The organism is Parabacteroides goldsteinii (genome assembly GCF_020091425.1).
GTDB lineage: Bacteria > Bacteroidota > Bacteroidia > Bacteroidales > Tannerellaceae > Parabacteroides > Parabacteroides goldsteinii.
The window spans coordinates 3,422,672-3,442,554 of sequence record NZ_CP081906.1; the positions used below are offsets into that span (position 1 = coordinate 3,422,672).

19 protein-coding genes are annotated in these 19,883 nt (G+C 42.8%); 12 read left to right on the plus strand and 7 right to left on the minus strand.

Annotated features, from left to right (window positions below; genetic code table 11):
• Positions 1-4 precede the first annotated feature (4 nt).
• The gene (locus tag K6V26_RS15320) at positions 5-532 is read right to left on the minus strand and encodes a hypothetical protein (protein WP_224265777.1); all 528 of its coding nucleotides are present in this window, start codon (positions 530-532) and stop codon (positions 5-7) included.
• Positions 529-1,038, minus strand: coding sequence for an RNA polymerase sigma factor (locus K6V26_RS15325; protein WP_007659067.1), 510 nt, complete (start codon positions 1,036-1,038; stop codon positions 529-531). The genes K6V26_RS15320 and K6V26_RS15325 overlap by 4 nt, the downstream gene beginning before the upstream one ends.
• A 97-nt stretch (positions 1,039-1,135) precedes the next feature.
• Here K6V26_RS15325 and K6V26_RS15330 point away from each other — a divergent pair, with 97 nt between their 5' ends.
• From K6V26_RS15330 to K6V26_RS15350, 5 genes are all read left to right on the plus strand, one after another.
• Positions 1,136-1,816 (plus strand): response regulator transcription factor, encoded by a 681-nt coding sequence (locus K6V26_RS15330; RefSeq protein WP_128133543.1) that lies wholly within the window; start codon positions 1,136-1,138, stop codon positions 1,814-1,816.
• 4 nt (positions 1,817-1,820) lie between these two features.
• Positions 1,821-3,089: a sensor histidine kinase gene (locus K6V26_RS15335; RefSeq protein ID WP_224265778.1), complete on the plus strand. Its 1,269-nt coding sequence runs from the start codon at positions 1,821-1,823 to the stop codon at positions 3,087-3,089.
• 66 nt (positions 3,090-3,155) lie between these two features.
• On the plus strand, positions 3,156-3,596 hold the full coding sequence (locus K6V26_RS15340) for a PepSY-like domain-containing protein (RefSeq protein ID WP_007659072.1): 441 nt from the start codon (positions 3,156-3,158) through the stop codon (positions 3,594-3,596).
• Between the two features lie 24 nt (positions 3,597-3,620).
• A complete protein-coding gene (locus K6V26_RS15345) occupies positions 3,621-4,466 on the plus strand; it encodes a PepSY-like domain-containing protein (protein ID WP_224265779.1) in 846 nt (281 codons plus the stop codon).
• Between the two features lie 123 nt (positions 4,467-4,589).
• Positions 4,590-5,039 carry a PepSY-like domain-containing protein gene (locus K6V26_RS15350; RefSeq protein ID WP_224265780.1) on the plus strand — a complete coding sequence of 150 codons (450 nt, stop codon included), beginning with the start codon at positions 4,590-4,592 and terminating at the stop codon, positions 5,037-5,039.
• A gap of 75 nt (positions 5,040-5,114) precedes the next feature.
• Here K6V26_RS15350 and K6V26_RS15355 read toward each other — a convergent pair whose 3' ends face one another.
• The 3 genes from K6V26_RS15355 to truA are packed head-to-tail and all read right to left on the minus strand — an operon-like array spanning position 5,115 to position 7,412.
• Positions 5,115-5,747 (minus strand): DUF3256 family protein, encoded by a 633-nt coding sequence (locus K6V26_RS15355; protein WP_010802389.1) that lies wholly within the window; start codon positions 5,745-5,747, stop codon positions 5,115-5,117.
• Between the two features lie 10 nt (positions 5,748-5,757).
• Positions 5,758-6,654, minus strand: a complete 897-nt coding sequence (locus K6V26_RS15360; RefSeq protein ID WP_046145102.1) for a DMT family transporter — start codon at positions 6,652-6,654, stop codon at positions 5,758-5,760.
• A 5-nt stretch (positions 6,655-6,659) separates the two neighbouring features.
• Positions 6,660-7,412, minus strand: coding sequence for a tRNA pseudouridine(38-40) synthase TruA (truA, locus tag K6V26_RS15365; protein WP_224265781.1), 753 nt, complete (start codon positions 7,410-7,412; stop codon positions 6,660-6,662).
• A gap of 122 nt (positions 7,413-7,534) precedes the next feature.
• Between truA and K6V26_RS15370 the strand changes: the two genes are divergently transcribed.
• From K6V26_RS15370 to K6V26_RS15390, 5 genes are all read left to right on the plus strand, one after another.
• The gene (locus tag K6V26_RS15370) at positions 7,535-9,133 is read left to right on the plus strand and encodes an aspartate:alanine exchanger family transporter (RefSeq protein WP_224265782.1); all 1,599 of its coding nucleotides are present in this window, start codon (positions 7,535-7,537) and stop codon (positions 9,131-9,133) included.
• Positions 9,134-9,248: 115 nt separating this feature from the next.
• Complete coding sequence (locus K6V26_RS15375; protein ID WP_224265845.1) at positions 9,249-11,363, plus strand: HRDC domain-containing protein; 2,115 nt, start codon at positions 9,249-9,251, stop codon at positions 11,361-11,363.
• A 46-nt stretch (positions 11,364-11,409) separates the two neighbouring features.
• Positions 11,410-11,784 carry a transposase gene (locus tag K6V26_RS15380; protein ID WP_224265783.1) on the plus strand — a complete coding sequence of 125 codons (375 nt, stop codon included), beginning with the start codon at positions 11,410-11,412 and terminating at the stop codon, positions 11,782-11,784.
• A 50-nt stretch (positions 11,785-11,834) separates the two neighbouring features.
• Positions 11,835-12,689, plus strand: a complete 855-nt coding sequence (locus K6V26_RS15385; RefSeq protein ID WP_224265846.1) for an IS3 family transposase — start codon at positions 11,835-11,837, stop codon at positions 12,687-12,689.
• Positions 12,690-13,215: 526 nt separating this feature from the next.
• A complete protein-coding gene (locus K6V26_RS15390; RefSeq protein WP_224265784.1) occupies positions 13,216-13,887 on the plus strand; it encodes a YczE/YyaS/YitT family protein in 672 nt (223 codons plus the stop codon).
• Between the two features lie 49 nt (positions 13,888-13,936).
• Here the strand turns inward: K6V26_RS15390 and K6V26_RS15395 are convergent, their stop codons facing one another.
• Complete coding sequence (locus K6V26_RS15395) at positions 13,937-14,557, minus strand: DUF4923 family protein (protein WP_048314921.1); 621 nt, start codon at positions 14,555-14,557, stop codon at positions 13,937-13,939.
• Positions 14,558-14,701: 144 nt separating this feature from the next.
• Here K6V26_RS15395 and K6V26_RS15400 point away from each other — a divergent pair, with 144 nt between their 5' ends.
• Both K6V26_RS15400 and K6V26_RS15405 read left to right on the plus strand, forming a co-directional pair.
• Entirely contained in the window at positions 14,702-16,675 is a 1,974-nt protein-coding gene (locus K6V26_RS15400) for a hypothetical protein (protein WP_082150374.1), read from the plus strand.
• An 11-nt stretch (positions 16,676-16,686) separates the two neighbouring features.
• Positions 16,687-18,090, plus strand: coding sequence for an MFS transporter (locus K6V26_RS15405; RefSeq protein ID WP_224265786.1), 1,404 nt, complete (start codon positions 16,687-16,689; stop codon positions 18,088-18,090).
• 498 nt (positions 18,091-18,588) lie between these two features.
• Here the strand turns inward: K6V26_RS15405 and K6V26_RS15410 are convergent, their stop codons facing one another.
• Positions 18,589-19,812: a FecR family protein gene (locus K6V26_RS15410; RefSeq protein ID WP_224265787.1), complete on the minus strand. Its 1,224-nt coding sequence runs from the start codon at positions 19,810-19,812 to the stop codon at positions 18,589-18,591.
• Positions 19,813-19,883 lie beyond the last annotated feature (71 nt).

Sequence of the window (19,883 nt, forward strand, 5' to 3'; positions counted from 1 at the left end):
TTTTTTATTCGTCATCACTAAAAATGGAACCGAGTTCCTTTAATTGATTATCTATGATCCGGCGGTCAGCCTCATCTTTATCTTCTTCGGGGAAATATTCGTCCGCAGGAGTGGCCACCTCATGCAACGCTTCAAAAGCCGAAGAGCGAACTTTATGAATATCGGTATAGCACCGTCCGTTTATCATTACATAATTATCTGAACAGAAACAGGGATCGGCCGGATAAAGCAACTGACTGATTCCCAAGAACACCAGCACACAAGCAGCAACCGCCGACAGGACATAAACCACCGATTTGCGATTCAACCGGAAACGCTTTTCCGGAAGTGCTTCGGGAGCGATCTCCGACCATATCTCTTCTGCCATATCCCTTTCAGCCGCAATCTCCTCATCGAAATAAGCAAACAAAGGCTTGTAGGCAGACAGATTTTCCGGAACATTGTCTGAAGCGAAGAAACGACGGAGCTTCTGCTCTTCTTCCGCCGAAGTTTCTCCTTCAAAATACCGATTCAATAATTCATCTATATTCATAATTGCTCCTGTTTGTTTAATAATAAAAACTGTTCCCGTATCTTCTTTCTGGCTCTCGAGAGGTTGGAACGGATAGCTTCGACCTGAGAACCGGTTATCTCGGCTATCTCCGCAATCTCATAGCCTTCCACATCTTTCATCCGGATAATGGTTTGCTGTACAGCAGGCAGTTGGCTGATCAGTTGCCGGATACGGGCGGCGGCATCCTGTTGCTCCAACTGTTCGGCCGGCGAACGGTATCCCGAATCCAGCGACAGCGTCTCTATATCGGGACCTTCCGGCCGGCGGGCACGCAGTTTATCCAGAGCCAGATTCTTGGTAACCTGCATCGCCAGTGCTTCCACGCTATTGTAGCCGTCCAGCTTCTCACGGATATACCACAGCTTCAAAAAAGCCTCCTGCACGATATCCTCGGCATCGGCCTTTTCCTGCATCAGTCTCAGGGAAAAGTTGATCAGCTTATCCCGGAGTGGTAAGACGGTTATTTTAAACGTTTCAAGTTCCATTCTGTTAGTATGACGACAAAGGAAGGAAAACATAACACGAAAATTCCAGTTTTTTGCCAGAATTATTGCATAACTTTGTAAATAAATAAGATAGCCCATGAAAATTCTGATTGTAGAAGATGAAGATTCTTTGCGTGAAGTAATGATCCGTTCGCTGGAAAAGGAGCGCTATGTCGTAGAAAGTGCAGCTAACTATCAGGATGCTTTGCTGAAGATCAACGATTATGATTACGATTGTATCGTGCTGGATATCATGTTGCCGGGCGGTAGCGGCCTCCACCTGCTGGAAGAATTGAAGAAGATGCGGAAAAAAGATAGTGTTATCATCGTCTCCGCCAAAGACTCGATCGAAGATAAAGTGACCGGTCTTGACCTCGGTGCCGACGACTATCTGACCAAGCCTTTCCACCTGGCCGAGCTGAATGCCCGTATCAAATGCATCATCCGCCGGAAACAACAGGATGGCGAAATGCATATCAACCTGGCAAACATTACTGTCTACCCGGACCGCCATGCCGTATATATTAATGAAGAAGAACTGGTGTTGAACCGCAAAGAGTTCGACCTGCTTTACTATTTTGTAACCAACCCCGACCGCCTGATCAGCAAAGGGGCACTGGCTGAATCTATCTGGGGAGATTATATCGACCAGGCAGACAGCTTCGACTTTATTTACAGCCAGGTAAAAAACCTGCGCAAGAAACTGAAGTCTGCCGGAGCGACAGCCGAAATCAAAGCAGTCTACGGTTTTGGCTATAAAATGGTAAACGAAGAATAACACGATGAAACTGATCCACTATACATTCCGCAACCTGTCGATTCCGTTACTGATTATCCTGACGGCTTGGGCCTGTTGTTTCTATTTCGTCATCATGCACGAGATAGACGACGAGACCAACGACAGCCTGGAGAATTATAAGGAAATCATTATCAAGAGTGTCCTTGCTGACAGCACATTACTGCGTGACCATGTCGACATCATGACCAAATATTATATTCGTGAAGTCCCGGAGTCGGAAGCTGAACTGGATAAAGACGAATTTTTCGACTCCACCACCTATATCGAAATCGAAATGGAGTACGAACCGGTCCGCGTATTACGTACCTGGTTCATGACTTCCGACCGGAAATATTACGAGTTGACCATCGAAACTTCAACCCTCGAGAAAGAAGATATGGCCGAAGCAATCTTCTGGAGTATCATTATATTATATGTCAGCCTGCTCTGTTCTATCCTGCTGGTATCGCACTTTGTATTCAAATCCAGCTTCCGCCCTCTTTACACGCTGGTCAAATGGCTGAAAGAATACCGCCCCGGAAAACAACCGGCTCCGCTAGTAAATGAAACCAAAGTGGAAGAATTCAAAATCCTGAATACGGCCATACAAACAGCCATGGAACGAAATACAGCCATGTATAACCAACAGAAACAGTTCGTCGAAAATGCTTCCCACGAACTGCAAACACCGCTGGCTATCTGCATGAACAAACTGGAACTTCTCAGCGAAAACCCGGATTGTACGGAAGAACAGCTTTCCGAAATAGCCGGAATCAATCATACGCTCCGTGGGATTATAAAGATGAACAAATCCTTGTTGCTTCTTTCGCGTATCGACAACAAACAGTTTCCCGACACCTCCGGGATAGAGTTCAATAAGCTGATCGACAGACTCCTGCCGGATTTTAAAGAGATGTATGAATACAAAAATATACAGGTATCCTATACGGAAACCGGTTTATTAACATATACGATGAACGAATCGCTGGCTGCCACCCTGGTCAGTAATTTATTAAAGAATGCGTTTATACATAATATAGAAAACGGAACAATCTCCATTACAGTAACCAGCCGTACATTGACTGTCACCAACAGTTGTGACAGCCCGAAACTGAATGAAGCGACTTTGTTCAACCGTTTTGAAAAACAGACACATAAGAAAGATTCAACCGGACTAGGATTAGCGATCGTTAAATCGATTGTTTCCATTTACGGGATAAATATAAAATATGAATATAATGGGCTGCATCAGTTCATTTTAACATTCAAATAATCATTTTTCCCAAATCTTTCCCAAATGTCACCTTTTCTTTGCAGTATAAATTAAAAGAAGAAAGTCATGAAAAAGTTCGGATTAATTCTGGTCAGCCTGTTATTATCGACAATGGCCATTTTCGCAGACAACGAGAAGATTACAAGAGACAAATCGGTATTGCCTTCTGTATGTCGCAACTTCCTGTCAGACCATTTCGGACAGACAGATATCTCGCATATAAAAATAGAAAGCAATCTGTTGGGAACAAAAGGATATGACGTGATCCTTACCAACGGAATTAATGTGGAATTTGACAAGTCCGGCGAATGGAAAGAGATCGAAGCGCGCCATGCCTCTATCCCTTTAGAAATCCTGCCTGCCAGAATAGCTGATTATATAAGGAAGAATTTTGCCGATAGCAAGGTAATCTCTGTCGACAAAGATACACGCGAATATGAAGTCAAGTTAAACAATGACCTTGAACTCAAATTCGACCGTAACGGTAACTTTAAGAAATTCGATTAACAAAACAACAAAAAGAAAATAAGTATGAAAGTAAAACTATCTATCTTAGCATTAGCATTGTGCGGTCTGTTTGCATTTACAAGTTGTGATAATGATGACAACTATCAGCCCGACCAAACCGTCACTAAAGCATTCGATGAAAAATACCCGGGTGTCGGTAAAGTAGAATGGGAAACAAAAAGTGGTTATGAGGTAGCCGATTTCCATCTAAGCGGAAATGATGCCGAAGCCTGGTTTGACAATAAAGGCAACTGGGTAATGACAAAGACGGAAATCAATTTCGGTTTGCTCCCTGAAGCCATTCGTAAAAGTTTGAGAGAAAATGAATATCAAGACTGGAAATATACCGACTACGACAAACTCGAACGTTCAAATGCCGCCACAGTATATGTCATTGAAGCGGAACAGGGCGAAAAAGAAGTCGACCTGTATTATACGGAAGACGGAGTGCTCATAAAAGTAGTCAATGACTCCGATGACGATCACAACAACTTCCAACCTGTTATTATCCCCCAGGCGATTACAGACTCAATCAACAAAATGTATGCAGGTGCAACCATTCTGGAGTTCGACCAGGAAAAGAATGGTTTTGAAGTGGATATCCTCCATAATAATATTTACAAGGATGTTTATTTCAATACTGAAAACCAATGGATTTCTACAGAATGGGATATTACAAAAGATCAGGTTCCGGCAATCGTCATGAATGCTTTACAGGCTTCCGAATACAAGAATTATACAATTGATGATATCGATCTTATTGAAAAACCGGAAGGTACTTTCTATGTATTCGACCTGGAACAAGGAGATAATGATGTTGAAGTAACATTCGATTCCGAAGGCAATATTAAGAATATCCAAAAAGATTAACTCTGTAAAAACGAACTTTGCATAGAGCGAATTTGTTTCTTACGAGAATAAACTACACGGATACGATGGCTGGACCTCCATTGTATTCGTGTTTTCTTTTATAAACAATTAAAATTAAACGTCATGAAAGAAAAACTATCTGTTTTAGCCATTCTCGTATGCTGCATTTCGCTGCTTGCCGGTTGTAATAACCATCAAAAGAAAGTAAACCAGACTGTCGAAGTCCCTCAGGTTTTCCGGAACTTTATCTCGACCAAATATCCGCAGGCAACCATCCTGAAACTCGATAAAGAAAAGAACGGCACGGAAATCGATATAAAAGATAAAGGCATCCATAAAGAAGTATCATTCAATGAAAAGAACGAATGGATCAGCACCCAATGGGATACCCGTCTTGAAGATGTCCCGGTCGTTGTGACGGACGAACTTGCCAGTTCCGCCTATAACCAATACAAAGTACAGGAAGTAGATGCAATAGAAAAACCAGCCGGTATGTTTTACGTATTTGAACTGAAACTGGATAATAATGAGGTAAAACTTACATTCGATTCGGAAGGACAGCTCATAGAATAAATCATCACACAGTGAAACAAAAAATCAGCCAAGGTTTAGCTTTATCCAACCTTGGCTGATCTCTTTTTATTTGTCCTATTTAAAATGATATTTCTCCCAGGTATACACTTTCGGAGCTTCTTTTATAAAGGGAGTTACTATCTTACGGTCTTCCTGGCTCAGATACTGAGGAGTTGTGTATGTTGCCGTTAATGTCAGATTTTCAGGACTCAAACTGTACTGTATCAAATCCATATCCAACCGGGAAGCTGCATCCAGAAAAGCCGTACTGTTTTTATCTGCATCTTCTTTGATAAACCAATCCGCCTCGACAGGAGTGAACAGGTCGGAAGCAGCCAAAGGTTCCCATTCCGTTGTAAAAAACTCAATCCGGCTGTCAGGTACCGGACCATTTACCGTTTTCACCAGACAGATCACATTCGTATTATTTACCAACGGGAGCAATTTCATTTCTATAGTGCTTCTGTCGGTCACCTGTAACAGCAGATAATCGGAAGTAAGATTCTTCAATGTAGAAAAGCCATTCATCGTATTCTTCAAACGGGCCTCTTTACCCGATTTGTACAGATCGACCAGGTCCTTACGCCAGGCATCTTCCAGTTGAGGAATATTCTTATCTGGCATTGAAACAAATAATGCATCTATTTCCTGGGCTTTCACACCCCATGCAAAAACACAAATCAATATAGAAAAAATAAGTCGTTTCATATTCTATTGTCTATTTCGTCCCCAAATATAGGAATATCATTCCTAACAACACAAGGAATAAGTCCACAGCCTTGCTCTTTAAGTTTTTTTCATGGAAGAAGATCGCTCCGGCTACAAAAGTAACCAGCACATTGCTACGGCGTACCATGGATACGATCGAGATCATTGAATCCGGGAAACTCAAGGCATAAAAATAAATCCAGTCGGCAATGATCAGGAATACGGAGATAAATACGATATTCCAGTGCCACACAAAAGGCGTACTCTTCTTACGCTGCGGATACCATAGCAACAACAAGATCGGCAACATGATCAGACACTGATAGACATTGAACCAGACCTGCACCGTCATCACATCCATACTTCCCATCAGATGCTTATCGTACAAGCCGCTCATCGCACCGGTTATTATGGAAATAATCGTGAAGAATATCCATTTGTTATGGGTAAAGTTTATCCCTTCTTTCTTTCCCGAAGAGGAAAGCATATAAAATGAAGCGATGGAAAGCAAAACCCCGATCCACTGATACAAATTCAGACGTTCCCCAAAAATAACCATCGCTCCGACCAAAGTAAGAACCGGTTGTGTAGCCTTGATCGGTCCCGTGATAGTAAGCGGCAGATGCTTCAATGCAAAATAACCGGATATCCAGGAAGACAACACGATCACCGCTTTGATAAATACAGCCACATGCGCCTCAAAAGAGACACGGGGAACATAAAACATAGTATCGTCCAGCACATTCGTACAGAACGATAAAAATATAAACGGAACGAAGATAAGGCTGCTTATCAACGTATTCAGAAACAATACCGGAATTACGGCATTCCCGTTCAGGGAAATCTTTTTATTTACTTCATAACACCCCAACAGAAATGCTGAGGCAAATGCTAGCGCTAACCACATGATGATTAAATATTAAAAATATTTTCAGGATATGTTACATCCACAAGAAAAAGTGCATGCCCCGGAACAGAAGTTCCGGCCTTACATCTGTCTTTGGCCTCTATTACTTTACGAAAACCCTCTATCGTCAACTTTCCGCGTCCCACCTCCAATAAGGTACCGACGATCGCCCTCACCATGTTACGCAGGAAACGGTCCGCCTGAACTGTAAATACCCAAACATCGCCTTCCTGTTCCCATCCCGCCTTATAAATACGGCAGTTATTCGTCTTTACATCCGTATGCAATTTGCTGAAACTGGTGAAGTCGATATAATCAAACAAAACCTTACATGCCTCATTCATCGCTTCAAAGTCCAGCTGACCGCTCATTCTGTAAACCAGATCATAATTGAACGGATCCTTCCGAGTAGTTACATAATATTTATAGGTACGAGAAGTGGCGTCAAAACGGGCATGCGCTTCCGGCCTGACCGGTACGATCCGGTAAACGGCAATATCTTTCGGAAGTAAACGGTTCAGCTTCTCCGCCAGGAAAGGCAGGTCGGCAACCGGTTCGCCCCAATCAAAATGGGCAACCATCAGCCGGGCATGAACACCTGCATCCGTACGCCCTGCACCGACAACCGGAACCGGCTGGCGCAACAATGTAGCTAAAGCCTCTTCCAGGCATTGTTGTACAGTCACACCATTGGGTTGTACCTGCCAACCACTGAAATTCTTACCGTTATAACCTAAATAAATAAAGTATCGATTCACGTGCGGGATAATCTTCTTAATAATTCGCTGCAAAGGTAACAGAAATCTCGCCAGGAGATTGCCCATACACCCAAAAAAGTGTACTTTTGCGCTCTCAAATCTTCACAATAAAACTATTTGACATGTTTGCAACACTGCTTCAGTCTTCCTATTTTGCTCTTTTCCTGATCGTTGCATTAGGATTCATCTTGGGCAGAATACAGATTAAAGGTCTTTCTCTTGACGTTTCAGCCGTCATTTTCATTGCACTTTTGTTCGGTCATTTCGGAGTGATCATACCTAAGGAACTGGGTAACTTCGGTTTAGTGTTATTCATCTTTACCATCGGTATACAGGCCGGTCCGGGATTTTTCGATTCTTTCCGGTCGAAAGGGAAAACACTGATTATACTGACATTACTAATCATCGGCTCCGCCTGCCTAACAGGTTTGGTATTCAAATATGCATTGGGAATCGATACGCCAAGCATAGTCGGACTGATAGCCGGGGCACTGACCAGTACACCGGGTTTGGCGGTTGCAATCGACACGACCCAGTCTTCCTCCGCTTCCATCGCCTACGGTATTGCTTATCCATTCGGTGTGATCGGTGTGATCCTGTTTGTCAAGTTGTTACCCAAAATACTTCGTATAGACCTGAATGCAGAAGCACAGGCCTTGGAAGCAAAAAGAAAAGGTAAATATCCCCCATTGCATACAGCTGCTTTCCGTATTATTAACAGTAATATTTGCGGCAAGACACTGGCACAACTACAATTGCGTAGTATGACAGGAGCTGTCGTCTCCCGTATCAAGCATAACGAAAAAACATCTATTCCCACAGCACAAAGTGTTCTGGAAGAAGGAGATTTGATCAAAGCCGTCGGTAATGACAAATCACTGGAACAACTGGAAATATTGGTAGGCGAACGCATCAAAGGGGATCTCCCTTTCAACAGCACACAAGAACTTCAGTCTATGCTTATTACTAATAAAAACGTAATAAATAAGACGTTAGGATATTTAAACCTGCAAGGAACTTTCAACTGCACAGTAACCCGCGTCCGCCGAAGCGGTATCGACCTTCCTCCCGAACCGGATCTGGCACTAAAATTCGGTGACAAACTGATGATCGCCGGAGAAAAAGAGGACTTAAAAGAACTTGGACAGCTACTCGGAAATGATGAGAAGAAACTGTCGGATACCGATTTCTTCCCGATTGCCGCCGGTATCGTACTGGGCGTACTATTCGGAAAACTGAATCTGTCGTTCTCCGATTCATTCTCGTTCTCTCCGGGACTGACGGGAGGTATCCTGATGGTGGCACTTGTTTTAAGCGCAATCGGAAAAACGGGCCCGATCGTATGGTCCATGTCAGGTTCAGCCAACCAGTTACTGCGTCAGTTAGGGTTGTTATTATTCCTGGCGGAAGTCGGGACATCAGCCGGCGTTAACCTGGTATCCACTTTTCAGGAAAGCGGATGGACGCTGTTCGGTGTCGGCATGGCAATCACGATGGTCCCGATGCTTATCGCTTTAGGATTCGGTTACTGGGTCTTTAAAATCAATATCCTTGACCTGATCGGCACCATCGCCGGAGGTATGACCAGTACGCCCGGACTTGCCGCAGCCGACTCTATGACAGACAGTTCCGCACCGAGCATTGCATATGCTACTGTTTATCCGATTGCCATGGTTTTCCTGATCCTGTTTATCCAGCTGATCGCAAACCTGATTGTCTGATAAAAAAGGCACAATAAAAAAATGCGCTTGTCAGCTTGATTTTTAGCTTATAAGCGCATTTTTCACGTTTTTTTATTATATATTTGCAGATACCATAAACAATAAATCTATGATAATGCAAATGAACCAACAATTTGACCTTGCCTTCAACTTCTTACAGAACACAGGTACTCACCTTTTTCTGACAGGTAAAGCCGGAACAGGAAAAACAACGTTTCTGAAAAGACTTAAAGAAGTTTCCCCCAAACGAATGATCGTTGTTGCTCCCACAGGTGTAGCCGCCATCAACGCAGGAGGTGTTACAATCCATTCATTCTTCCAGTTACCGTTTGGTCCTTATCTCCCCTCGGCAAGCAGGGAGGCAGACCAGGCAAAAAATTTCACGAATAAATTCAGCCGGGATAAGATTAATATCATCCGAAGCATGGATTTACTGGTGATAGATGAAGTCAGTATGGTACGAGCTGACCTGCTGGATGCGATCAGCGACGTACTTTGCCGCTATAAAGACCGGACAAAACCTTTCGGCGGCGTACAACTATTACTGATCGGTGACTTGCAACAGCTGGCACCTGTTGCCAAAGATGACGAATGGAACTTATTGAAAGAACATTATCCGTCCACCTTTTTCTTCGACAGTAAAGCGCTTTCGGAAAGCAATTACTACTGCATCGAACTCACCAAGGTGTATCGCCAGAATGACAGTACATTCATCTCCCTGCTGAATAATATCAGGGAAAACAGATTCGATGAAGAAACATTAAACAGTCTCAACCAGCGATATATACCCGATTTCGCCCCTGACGACCAACAAGGGTATATCACACTTACAACACATAATTATCAGGCACAGCAACTCAACAACCGGAAGTTAGCCGAATTGCCCGGTAAGTCATATACTTTCAATGCCGAAATAAACAACGACTTCCCTGAATACTCTTATCCAACCGATAATCAACTGGAACTGAAAAACGGAGCCCAGGTTATGTTCGTCAAGAACGACTCTTCCGGCGAACACCGGTACTACAACGGTAAAATCGGTAAAATCGTTTTTATCAACCCGAACAAAATAACGGTTGTCGGAGAAGACGGCAATGAAATACAGGTAGAAAGAGAAACCTGGACGAATGTCAAATATACGATCAATCCGGACACCAAAGAAATAACAGAGACGGTTGCCGGAACTTTCAGCCAGTATCCGTTGAAAACAGCCTGGGCAATCACGATCCATAAAAGCCAGGGCCTGACTTTCGAACATGCCATCATCGATGCCTCGGCAGCCTTTTCACACGGCCAGGTCTATGTGGCACTCAGTCGCTGCAAAACCCTGGAGGGATTGGTTTTAAGCAGTCCGATCACCCGCAACGCGATGATCAAGGATATGAGGATACAGGAATTTACCAGTTCCGTCACCGACAAACAACCGGGGAAAGAACAGTTGGAACAGGCGCAACAGCAATATTACCTGGAACTGGTTATCGAACTTTTCAATTTCGCCTCCATCCAGCAACGCCTGCAATATGCCGCTTATACGGTATATACCCATTTACAGAAATTATATCCGGAACTCAACACGCAATATGCCAACACCCGTGATGCCTTCCGTTCCGTAATAACAGAAGTAGGCGGACGCTTCCAACAGCAACTGACGCGCATGATCTCCGGAAACCCCGATTACCAACAGGACGAAGCCATCCAGGAACGTGTGAGGAAAGGAGTAGCCTATTTTATCGAGCGTATCGACAGCCTGTGTACATCTCTTGAGGAAAATTCCGCAGTCGAAATAGATAACAAGGAAAGCCGGAAAGCGGTGAACAATGCGATCAGCAAATTTACGGAAGAACTTCATTTAAAGCAGGAGACGCTGAAAGCATGCGTAGACGGTTTTTCTGTCGTCCGCTATCTATCCGCCAAAGCAAAAGCGTCCATCGAACCGCCCGCATCCGCTAAAAAACGTTCCGAACGTTCTTCACAGCCGGCCAAAGTGACTGTTTCGAGCGACGTTCTCCATCCCGAACTCTATAACAGCATTAAGCGGTGGCGCTATGAGCTGGCAACAGAAAAAGGATTGCCTCCTTATACGATCCTTCAACAGAAAGCACTACTTGGTATTGTCAATACATTACCAGCCAATTCCAAAGAGTTACTGGCTATCCCCGGCATTGGAAAGAAGGTAATTGAAAACTATGGTAATATATTACTGGCACTCGTCGATGAATATAAAAAATAATCGAATTATGTCTTACCCTAGAAAAAGTTGACTTAATGAAAGTTAATTGATTATAGGTACTCGCACCTTTAAAGGTCGTAAAGTTTACGACACCGCTTTTAAATTCGCTGTTATTGAGGAGTATTTCTCTGGCAATTTGAGTTTTCATGATTTCTGTAAGAAAAAGTCTCTGGATCGTGGCACTTTTAATTATTGGCTTCTTACCTTTGCTCCTGAAGGACATTTAAGTTCCAAAGAAATGGGCAAAGAAAAAGAACGCAGTGAGTCCGAAGAAATTCGAGAACTCAAACGCCAGCTCCACCAGAAAGAGCTGGAATTGAAAAAGGAGAAAATGCGTGCCGACTTTTATGAAACGATGGTCGATGTTGCTGAAGAACAGTTTAATATCGATATCCGAAAAAAAGCTGGCACCAAACGGTAAAACGGCTTACTGCAGAGCCCGGAGGACATTCAGTCACCGGCCTCTGCAGACTGTTTGGTGTAAGTAAACAAGCCTATTATAAACACGTTGACAATATTTTTGCCCGTCTGGCCCATGAGCGGTTCCTTGTGGAATATGTTCATACCGTGCGTGATCTTGATCCCGGCATCGGTGGAGAGAAGCTTTGGCTAATGTATAAAGACTACTTCGGCACAGACTATAGTTTAGGCCGTGATGCTTTCCTTGCTGTTTTGAAAGAATATAGACTGATGCTTCGCAAACACCGCAAAGGTCCACGGACTACCAATTCCAACCATGACCTGCCAGTCTACCCCGATTTGGTTCGTACTCTACTTGTTACCCGCCCCAATCAGGTGTGGGTGAGTGATATAACTTATGTGCGTACAGATGAAGGCTTTTGTTACCTTTCCATCATTACGGATGCATACACCCATGAAGTGGTGGGCTGGTTTGTAGGTCCCACTTTAGAAGCTATCTATACGCTGGAAGCATTAAAAATGGCATGTAAACGCTTGGAGGGAACTAATATAAAGTTGATTCACCACTCCGACCGTGGTTGCCAATATGCAAGCCTGCTATACACTGCTTACCTTAAGGGATTGAAAATACAGATCAGTATGACCCAAAGTGGAGATCCAAAAGACAATGCCGTGGCCGAACGTATTAACGGAATACTTAAAACGGAGTTTCTTAACCACCATCACTTTGCCGGTATAAGGCAAGTTCGCAATACAGTAAGTCAAGCTATAGAATTTTACAACAATAAGAGGCCACACCGGAGCCTGGATATGATGACACCTGTCCAGGCAAGACAAATGACAGGGCAGATAAAAAAACGTTGGAAAAGTTATAAAGACAGTTATAGGGAGGAATGTATCGTCTGAATTTGCTATATTTGTTCCACAGGAAAAAAAGAAGCTCCCCAGGGAGCACCGGACAAGAAAAGGCCTGATCTAAAAACAAGGTCTTTCTTGTTCAAAAATATTATTATAAAAGATAATATATCAACCCTATTTAGGGATAAGAAAAACGGGTAAACCGCTTTTAGAGATAAAAGAAAAAATGGTCAACCCGATATAGTTTTAAATGTTAAATCCAGTCAACCCACTTCAGGAGTAAGACAAAAAACAGACAACCAAAATTAGGTTACTACATTACATTAAGGTCCCTCCAACTTCGTTTTAAATGAGATTTTTCTCGTTTTAAACGAAGTCTATACCCGTTTTAAACGAGATTTTATTCGTTTTAAACGGAATTAGGGCTCGTTTTAAACGAATTTAGGACCCTTAATTATCCCTTTTATACTAATTTATCCGTCAGAATCATTCTTTTCTGGCAGAAAAACCGGATATTTGCATATCTTTTTCATGGCAACTAAAAAGAAAGAGATCAGACAAATAGAGATTTGATATGGATATAAAAGAACTATTAAAAAAGTATTCGGTATTTATTTTAGGATTATATTTTTTAGCAGTAGGCATTGTATTGATCGTTCGCTCTGCATTAGGAACCACTCCTATCTCCAGTGTAAATTACGTGTTAAGCCTTAATACTCCTTTATCATTAGGAACATGGACATTCATTGTAAACGTACTGCTGATCCTGGGACAGTTCTGGTTGATCCGGAAAGACAGAAGTCGTCAGGACACGATAGAAATACTTCTTCAGATACCTTTTTCCTGCATATTCTCCGCTTTCATTGATTTCAACATGGCTTTAACAAGCAATCTGCACCCGTCCGGTTACGGCATGTCGATGGCCTTACTGCTCACAGGATGCCTCATACAATCCATCGGCGTAGTACTTGAGATCAAACCGAAGGTAGCCATGATGAGTGCAGAAGCATTTGTAAAATATGCATCCCGATGTTATAACAAAGAATTCGAAAAGTTCAAGGTATATTTCGATGTTACCCTGGTCACTTTAGCCATACTCATCTCCCTCATGTTCACCCAAGGCATTGAAGGGATACGCGAAGGTTCGCTCATTGCCGCCTGCATAACAGGCTATATTGTAAGTTTTCTGAACCAGAAGATCATGACCAGAAAAACACTCTACAAAATATTGCCGGGACTGAAATAAAAATGGGTAGTCCGAAAAGACCACCCACTTTAAAATATACTACTTTCTTCTATTTCTTCAATTCAAATCCCAGCATCATCCCGTCATACTCGCTGGCCAGTTTATTGACCAGTTTCAACGTGGAATTGTCAGATATCGATGATAATTTGGTCAGAAAATCCAGTAACTTATCCGCATTGAACAGCAAAGACAACTCATCTCCGGAAATCACGACGTGGGCTGTTAAAGTTGTCACTTTCAGTTTTCCGCCCAATGCATATTTCAGTTCAACCGTTTTTTCATCCGGATTAACAGAGAAAGTACCTTTCAATGTCTTTTTCTTTAATGCATTGGTAAACGTACTGTCACTATTGAACACATAGTTGAACATACCTTCCACAATACCGACCTTGGCACAATACGTTTTCAGCTTTTTCTCCAATTCACCAGCAGCTACACTCCCGGCTACATTCTTCAACGCATTATCGCCTTCCAGCTGAACGGCAGGATTGGTATACGTCCACGTTCCTAGCAAGTTCTCTACTGTCAGTTTCTTTCCGCCAGTTACAGAAGTAACCGCATCCTTTACTGTAGATGAATTCAATAAGTCTTTCAACGATTGTCCGTAAGCCTGGCCGGATACGGACAGCAGGATGCATATAGCAGCCATTAATCCCCACACTTTTTTCATATCTCTTGTTTTACTCTTTTTAAAAAACATACAAAGATACAATTATTATCCCTACATTTGCTTCACGCTTTTATTTACACAGCAAAAGATCTTGAACTTAACAACATAAGTCTTATGAAAAATCTAACTAAACGCATTTGTATTATGCTTATTTGCTCATTAGCGTATCTGAACGGACAAGCATCCATCGATCCGTCCGTCATACAATCGACCATCAGTACGTTAACCTCCAGGAACAACAGTAACAAACAGAGTATAGAAAAAGGAGTCAGCCAGGTTGCACGTCTTTGGCTGGAAACAGACGGCGACGAAAAAGCCTTCCGCTCTTTTTGTGAAGACAATTATATTGCCGATCCGGATGAAAAGTATCAGGTATTCCTCAAGATCAGCGACTATCTCGAAGGTATCAGCGGTCATTTCAATGAGATGTCGCTGCACTTACAGAAAAATTTGCAGCTGGATAACGGTCCGTTGCACCCCATCGATGAGAAGTTCGGTTCATACAGTCCTTCGAGCCATTTGAGCGATGACTTATACAATAATAAAATAGCTTTTATCATCGCGCTAAACTTCCCCCACCTTACCCTGGAAGAAAAAGAAGCATTGGGCACCGACCGCAAAGCCTGGGCCTATGCACGTCTGGGCGACATGTTCACGGAACGGATCCCTGCCGCATTGTTGCAGGCCGCTTCCAATGCAGAAAGCGATGCCGACATTTATATCTCCCAGTATAACATTTACATGGGCCATGTAATGAACAAAAAAGGCCAGCACCTGTTCCCTAAAGACATGATCCTGCTGTCACACTGGAACCTGCGTGATGAAATCAAGGCAAACTACAACAAGGGGAAAGAGGGGCTCGACAAGCAACGCACCGTTTACGAAGTGATGAAACGGATCATTTCACAGGATATTCCTGTCGAAGTAATCAACTCAGGGACGTATGAATGGAACCCATATACAAACATGGTACAACAGGACAACAAGGAAGTAAAAACGACTCCCGAATCGACTGTCCGTTATCAGAAGATGCTGAACAATTTTAAGGCCATGCAAGGCATTGACAAATACACAGGTAATACCTATATCGACCGTAAATTCAACGACGATATGGAAGTCGCCTTGCAGGATGTTGAAAAACTGTTCGACGAATTTCTGTCCGCTCCCGAATTGAAAGAAGTCGGCAAAATGATCTCCAAACGTCTGGGACGCAAACTGGAAGCCTACGATATCTGGTACGACGGTTTCAAAGCCCGCAGTAATCTCGACGAGACCAAGCTGGATGCACAAACGCAAGCCCTTTACCCGGATGCGGCAGCTTTGGACAAGAAGTTACCGGACATTCTTATGAAGTTGGGATTCAGTGCCGAACGGGCCAACTATCTGGCCGACAAGATCACAGTCGATGCCGCCCGTGGTTCAGGGCATGCCTGGGGAGCATCCATGAAAGGACAGCAGTCACGTCTCCGCACACGTATTCCGGCAGCAGGAATGAATTACAAAGGATACAATATTGCCATCCATGAATTCGGCCACAATGTAGAGCAGACTTTATCGCTTTATGATGTAGACTATTATATGTTGAGCGGCGTACCCAACACTGCATTTACTGAAGCGCTGGCTTTCGTTTTCCAGAAACGTGATCTCGAAATATTGGGTATCACCGATCCGAATCCGGAAAAACAGGCGATGGAAATATTGGATAAAGTATGGAGCATGTATGAAATTTGCGGTGTTTCCATGCTGGATATTTCCGTATGGAAATGGATGTATGCCCATCCGGATGCAACGGCCGAACAGCTGAAAGAAGCAACGATCGCATTATCGAAAGAGATATGGAACAAATATTATGCGCCTGTTTTCGGAGTAAAGGACGAGACGGTACTGGCTGTTTATTCGCACATGATCAGCTATCCATTATATTTGTCGGCTTATGCTTTCGGACAAATCATAGAATTCCAGCTTGACCAGTATCTGGAAGGCAAGGACTTCGCAAACGAAGTAGAACGTATTTTCCGCCAGGGACGTCTAACCCCTAACCAATGGATGATACTGGCTACAGGAAGTCCGCTGACCGTCGAACCTATGCTGGAAGCCGTAAGACAAGTTATTAAGTAAACAGGATATAAATGATATTACAAAATCGCGCCATAACTGTAAATGAGAACGACGGACTACCGTTACCTAAACGTTACTGGGCTATACTGGCCACAGCTTTAGGTGTCGGAATGTCCGTCATAGACGGAACAATTGCAAATGTCGCTTTACCGACAATAGCCCGCGACCTGGGCACTTCACCGTCTGTCACGATCTGGGTTGTCAACGCTTACCAGCTGGCAATCACCATTTCGCTGCTTTCCTTCGCTTCATTGGGAGACATTTACGGTTACCGGAGGATTTACTTATCAGGAATTTTACTGTTCAGCATCACGTCAGCCATCTGCGCCCTTGCCGATTCGTTCTGGATGTTGACAACCGCACGTATCTTACAAGGATTCGGAGCTGCCGCCATCACAAGTGTTAACACGGCATTGCTCCGAATCATTTATCCCAAACGTTTCCTGGGCCGCGGCATGGGGATCAATGCCCTGGTCGTCGCCGTCTCGATTGCCGCCGGACCGACCATTGCATCCGTCATCCTGTCTTTAGGTTCGTGGCACTGGCTGTTTGCCATCAATATCCCGATCGGCATTGCAGCCTTGGTGATCGGCTTGATGCATTTGCCAGCCAATCCGGTTAAAGTCACCGGCCGCCGTTTCGACAAGCTCAGTTGCCTGATGAACGCTCTTACATTCGGATTACTGATTTTCTCGCTGGAGGGTATTGCCCATAAGGAGAATACAACTTTGATCATAGCAGGTATAGCCGTATTGTTTATGATCGGTTATTTCTTTGTACGCCGCCAGCTGCGCCAACAGTTTCCGTTACTTCCGGTCGACCTGATGCGCATCCCGATCTTCTCCATGTCGATCGGCACGTCGATATGTTCTTTCACCGGACAAATGCTGGCAATGATCTCCCTCCCCTTTTTCCTTCAGGGAGCATTGGGACGAAGCGACGTAACGACCGGCCTGCTTCTTACTCCCTGGCCGTTGGCTACGATGATCATGGCCCCGCTTGCCGGACGATTAGTCGAACGGATTCATGCCGGTATACTGGGAGGTATCGGTATGACGATATTTGCTGCCGGTCTTTTCCTTCTGGCCGTTTTACCCGACAACCCGACAAATACGGATATTATATGGCGCCTGTTTATCTGCGGAGCCGGATTCGGTTTATTCCAGACACCCAATAACAGCACGATCATCTCCTCTGCCCCTTCCAACCGAAGCGGAGGCGCAAGCGGTATGCTGGGAACAGCCCGTTTATTAGGACAGACATTAGGAGCAACATTAGTCGCTATGATATTCAATCTGGTTCCGAACAACAGCACGCAAGCATGTTTGTATCTGGCAACAGGATTTGCCGTGGTAGCCGCAATAATCAGTAGTTTAAGGATTTCACAGCCGAGGCCGTTGAAAGGATTTAAATAAAAATTCAGTTATATAACACAAATCTTTTCATCTCACAGAACGAATTATTAACTAATATTTTTATTGGGAAACAGCATGAATACAATAAAATAGGGAAAAACGGTACACCAAACAGGAGCTTTATTTTTCAAGACATAAGGCTCTTTATTGTCAATTTGAAAAATTAACTTAGTTCTAGACGAACTAAGTCAGAATAAAAAAATACATACTCACTATTTTTTTCTACAGACGCAAAAACATCACTGATAGCCACATTTGATAAATCGAGTGACAAACGTGTAGATTGTGCATAGGACAATTCAGCCAAAAGAGATGAATTTACTGTAAAAAGCAAACACAACACTACACAAACCGCGTGTATTTTTCTTTTAATTTTTAGATATTCCATAATAATATAATAAGTTTTCCTTGATATTAATATTTTACTTGTTAACAACACAATGGTCTATTGTTTTATACAATACTAGGTTACGGCATGTTTTATCTATTCATAGGCATTCATTTTTTATTATTGATACTATTTACTTCAATCAAATTCCCCTTACGATGAAATGAAACTGATAACGTTTTCTGGAGTGTTTGAAGAACTTGGTCCATATTATCAAACAACACCAGCTTACCAGAGCATTTCACTTGTTCTATATCCGGTGGATAGCTAAATTGAACACGGTAATAACGCGAGATACTGCGTAGTACCTCACCTAAATTTTTCTCCCGGAACTGGAGAATACCATCTATCCATGAGATATAATCGTATACATTCACCTGGCTAACAGACATCTGCCCATTTTCCAAGACTAAGAGATCATTAGGTTTGATAATTTGTTTTCCGCTTTTATATCCTTCAACCGCAACACTTCCTTCTTTCAGTACAACAGATTGGAAATTTTCATCCTTATATGCAACTAAGCCAAAAGATGTTCCTAAAACTCTGATTTCCATCTGGTTCGTTTTAACATAAAATGGACGCGATGCATCTTTGGTCACTTCAAGATAAACTTCCCCTTCCACATAAATCATTCTTTTTTCTTTTTCAAATATTTCAGGGAATTGAAGCACTGTGCCTGAATTTACCCATACTTTCGTACCATCAGGCAAAATCAATGAAGAATGACGTCCTTTCGGTACGCTTAACACATTCATATGATTACCTTTTTCCTTTGCTTCACCAATACACTTCCTCTCTGTAGCCTCTAGATTATTAAAGTCTTTATCCGTCACCTTGATTTTCCCTTGTTGATCGACTAAAATTGTCGCATTATCAGAAACCTTCATTTTTTCCTGTGCCAAATGAAGTTCTACTTCTGTCTGATTAACATCTAACTGGACATCATCCACCAAAGACAGAATATCTCTTTCCTGAAATAAATTTTCTTTAGTAATCAAAAATAATGAACCCAATGTACATATAATAAGAATACAAGCTGCTGCATATTGCCATGTCAGACGCATTCGCTTTGGTTTTCTGAATTTTCTTAAATCATTTATAATATTTTCTTTAAGAGATTCTTTTTCAATTGGCGACAGTTTCCTATTATTCAATTTCAACGAACGAACCATTTGCCTGGCCTTCTCTATATTTTCTTTCTCTTCCGGATACAGTGTCAGATAATCATCAATCCACACCTGTTCCGACTCTTCCGTAGGAAACAGACACCAGAGAATAAAGGAATCGTCATGTATTAACTGGTCAACAGTTTTTATATGTTGTATTTTATTCATTTTGCATTTTCATTTTAAACAAGACATTAATTTCCCCAATTTGGCCCCATTTTATATGTTAAATTCATTTA

What these genes read in the sequence shown, in the direction of transcription:
- K6V26_RS15345 (WP_224265779.1), top strand. Translation starts at nt 3,621, where the DNA reads ATGAAAGTAAAACTATCTATCTTAGCATTAGCATTGTGCGGTCTGTTT.
- K6V26_RS15375 (WP_224265845.1), top strand. Translation starts at nt 9,249, where the DNA reads ATGCAAATGAACCAACAATTTGACCTTGCCTTCAACTTCTTACAGAAC.
- K6V26_RS15370 (WP_224265782.1), top strand. Translation starts at nt 7,535, where the DNA reads ATGTTTGCAACACTGCTTCAGTCTTCCTATTTTGCTCTTTTCCTGATC.
- K6V26_RS15325 (WP_007659067.1), bottom strand. Translation starts at nt 1,038, where the DNA reads ATGGAACTTGAAACGTTTAAAATAACCGTCTTACCACTCCGGGATAAG.
- K6V26_RS15410 (WP_224265787.1), bottom strand. Translation starts at nt 19,812, where the DNA reads ATGAATAAAATACAACATATAAAAACTGTTGACCAGTTAATACATGAC.
- K6V26_RS15355 (WP_010802389.1), bottom strand. Translation starts at nt 5,747, where the DNA reads ATGAAACGACTTATTTTTTCTATATTGATTTGTGTTTTTGCATGGGGT.
- K6V26_RS15335 (WP_224265778.1), top strand. Translation starts at nt 1,821, where the DNA reads ATGAAACTGATCCACTATACATTCCGCAACCTGTCGATTCCGTTACTG.
- K6V26_RS15340 (WP_007659072.1), top strand. Translation starts at nt 3,156, where the DNA reads ATGAAAAAGTTCGGATTAATTCTGGTCAGCCTGTTATTATCGACAATG.
- K6V26_RS15405 (WP_224265786.1), top strand. Translation starts at nt 16,687, where the DNA reads ATGATATTACAAAATCGCGCCATAACTGTAAATGAGAACGACGGACTA.
- K6V26_RS15395 (WP_048314921.1), bottom strand. Translation starts at nt 14,557, where the DNA reads ATGAAAAAAGTGTGGGGATTAATGGCTGCTATATGCATCCTGCTGTCC.
- K6V26_RS15390 (WP_224265784.1), top strand. Translation starts at nt 13,216, where the DNA reads ATGGATATAAAAGAACTATTAAAAAAGTATTCGGTATTTATTTTAGGA.
- K6V26_RS15330 (WP_128133543.1), top strand. Translation starts at nt 1,136, where the DNA reads ATGAAAATTCTGATTGTAGAAGATGAAGATTCTTTGCGTGAAGTAATG.
- K6V26_RS15320 (WP_224265777.1), bottom strand. Translation starts at nt 532, where the DNA reads ATGAATATAGATGAATTATTGAATCGGTATTTTGAAGGAGAAACTTCG.
- K6V26_RS15360 (WP_046145102.1), bottom strand. Translation starts at nt 6,654, where the DNA reads ATGTGGTTAGCGCTAGCATTTGCCTCAGCATTTCTGTTGGGGTGTTAT.
- K6V26_RS15350 (WP_224265780.1), top strand. Translation starts at nt 4,590, where the DNA reads ATGAAAGAAAAACTATCTGTTTTAGCCATTCTCGTATGCTGCATTTCG.
- K6V26_RS15400 (WP_082150374.1), top strand. Translation starts at nt 14,702, where the DNA reads ATGCTTATTTGCTCATTAGCGTATCTGAACGGACAAGCATCCATCGAT.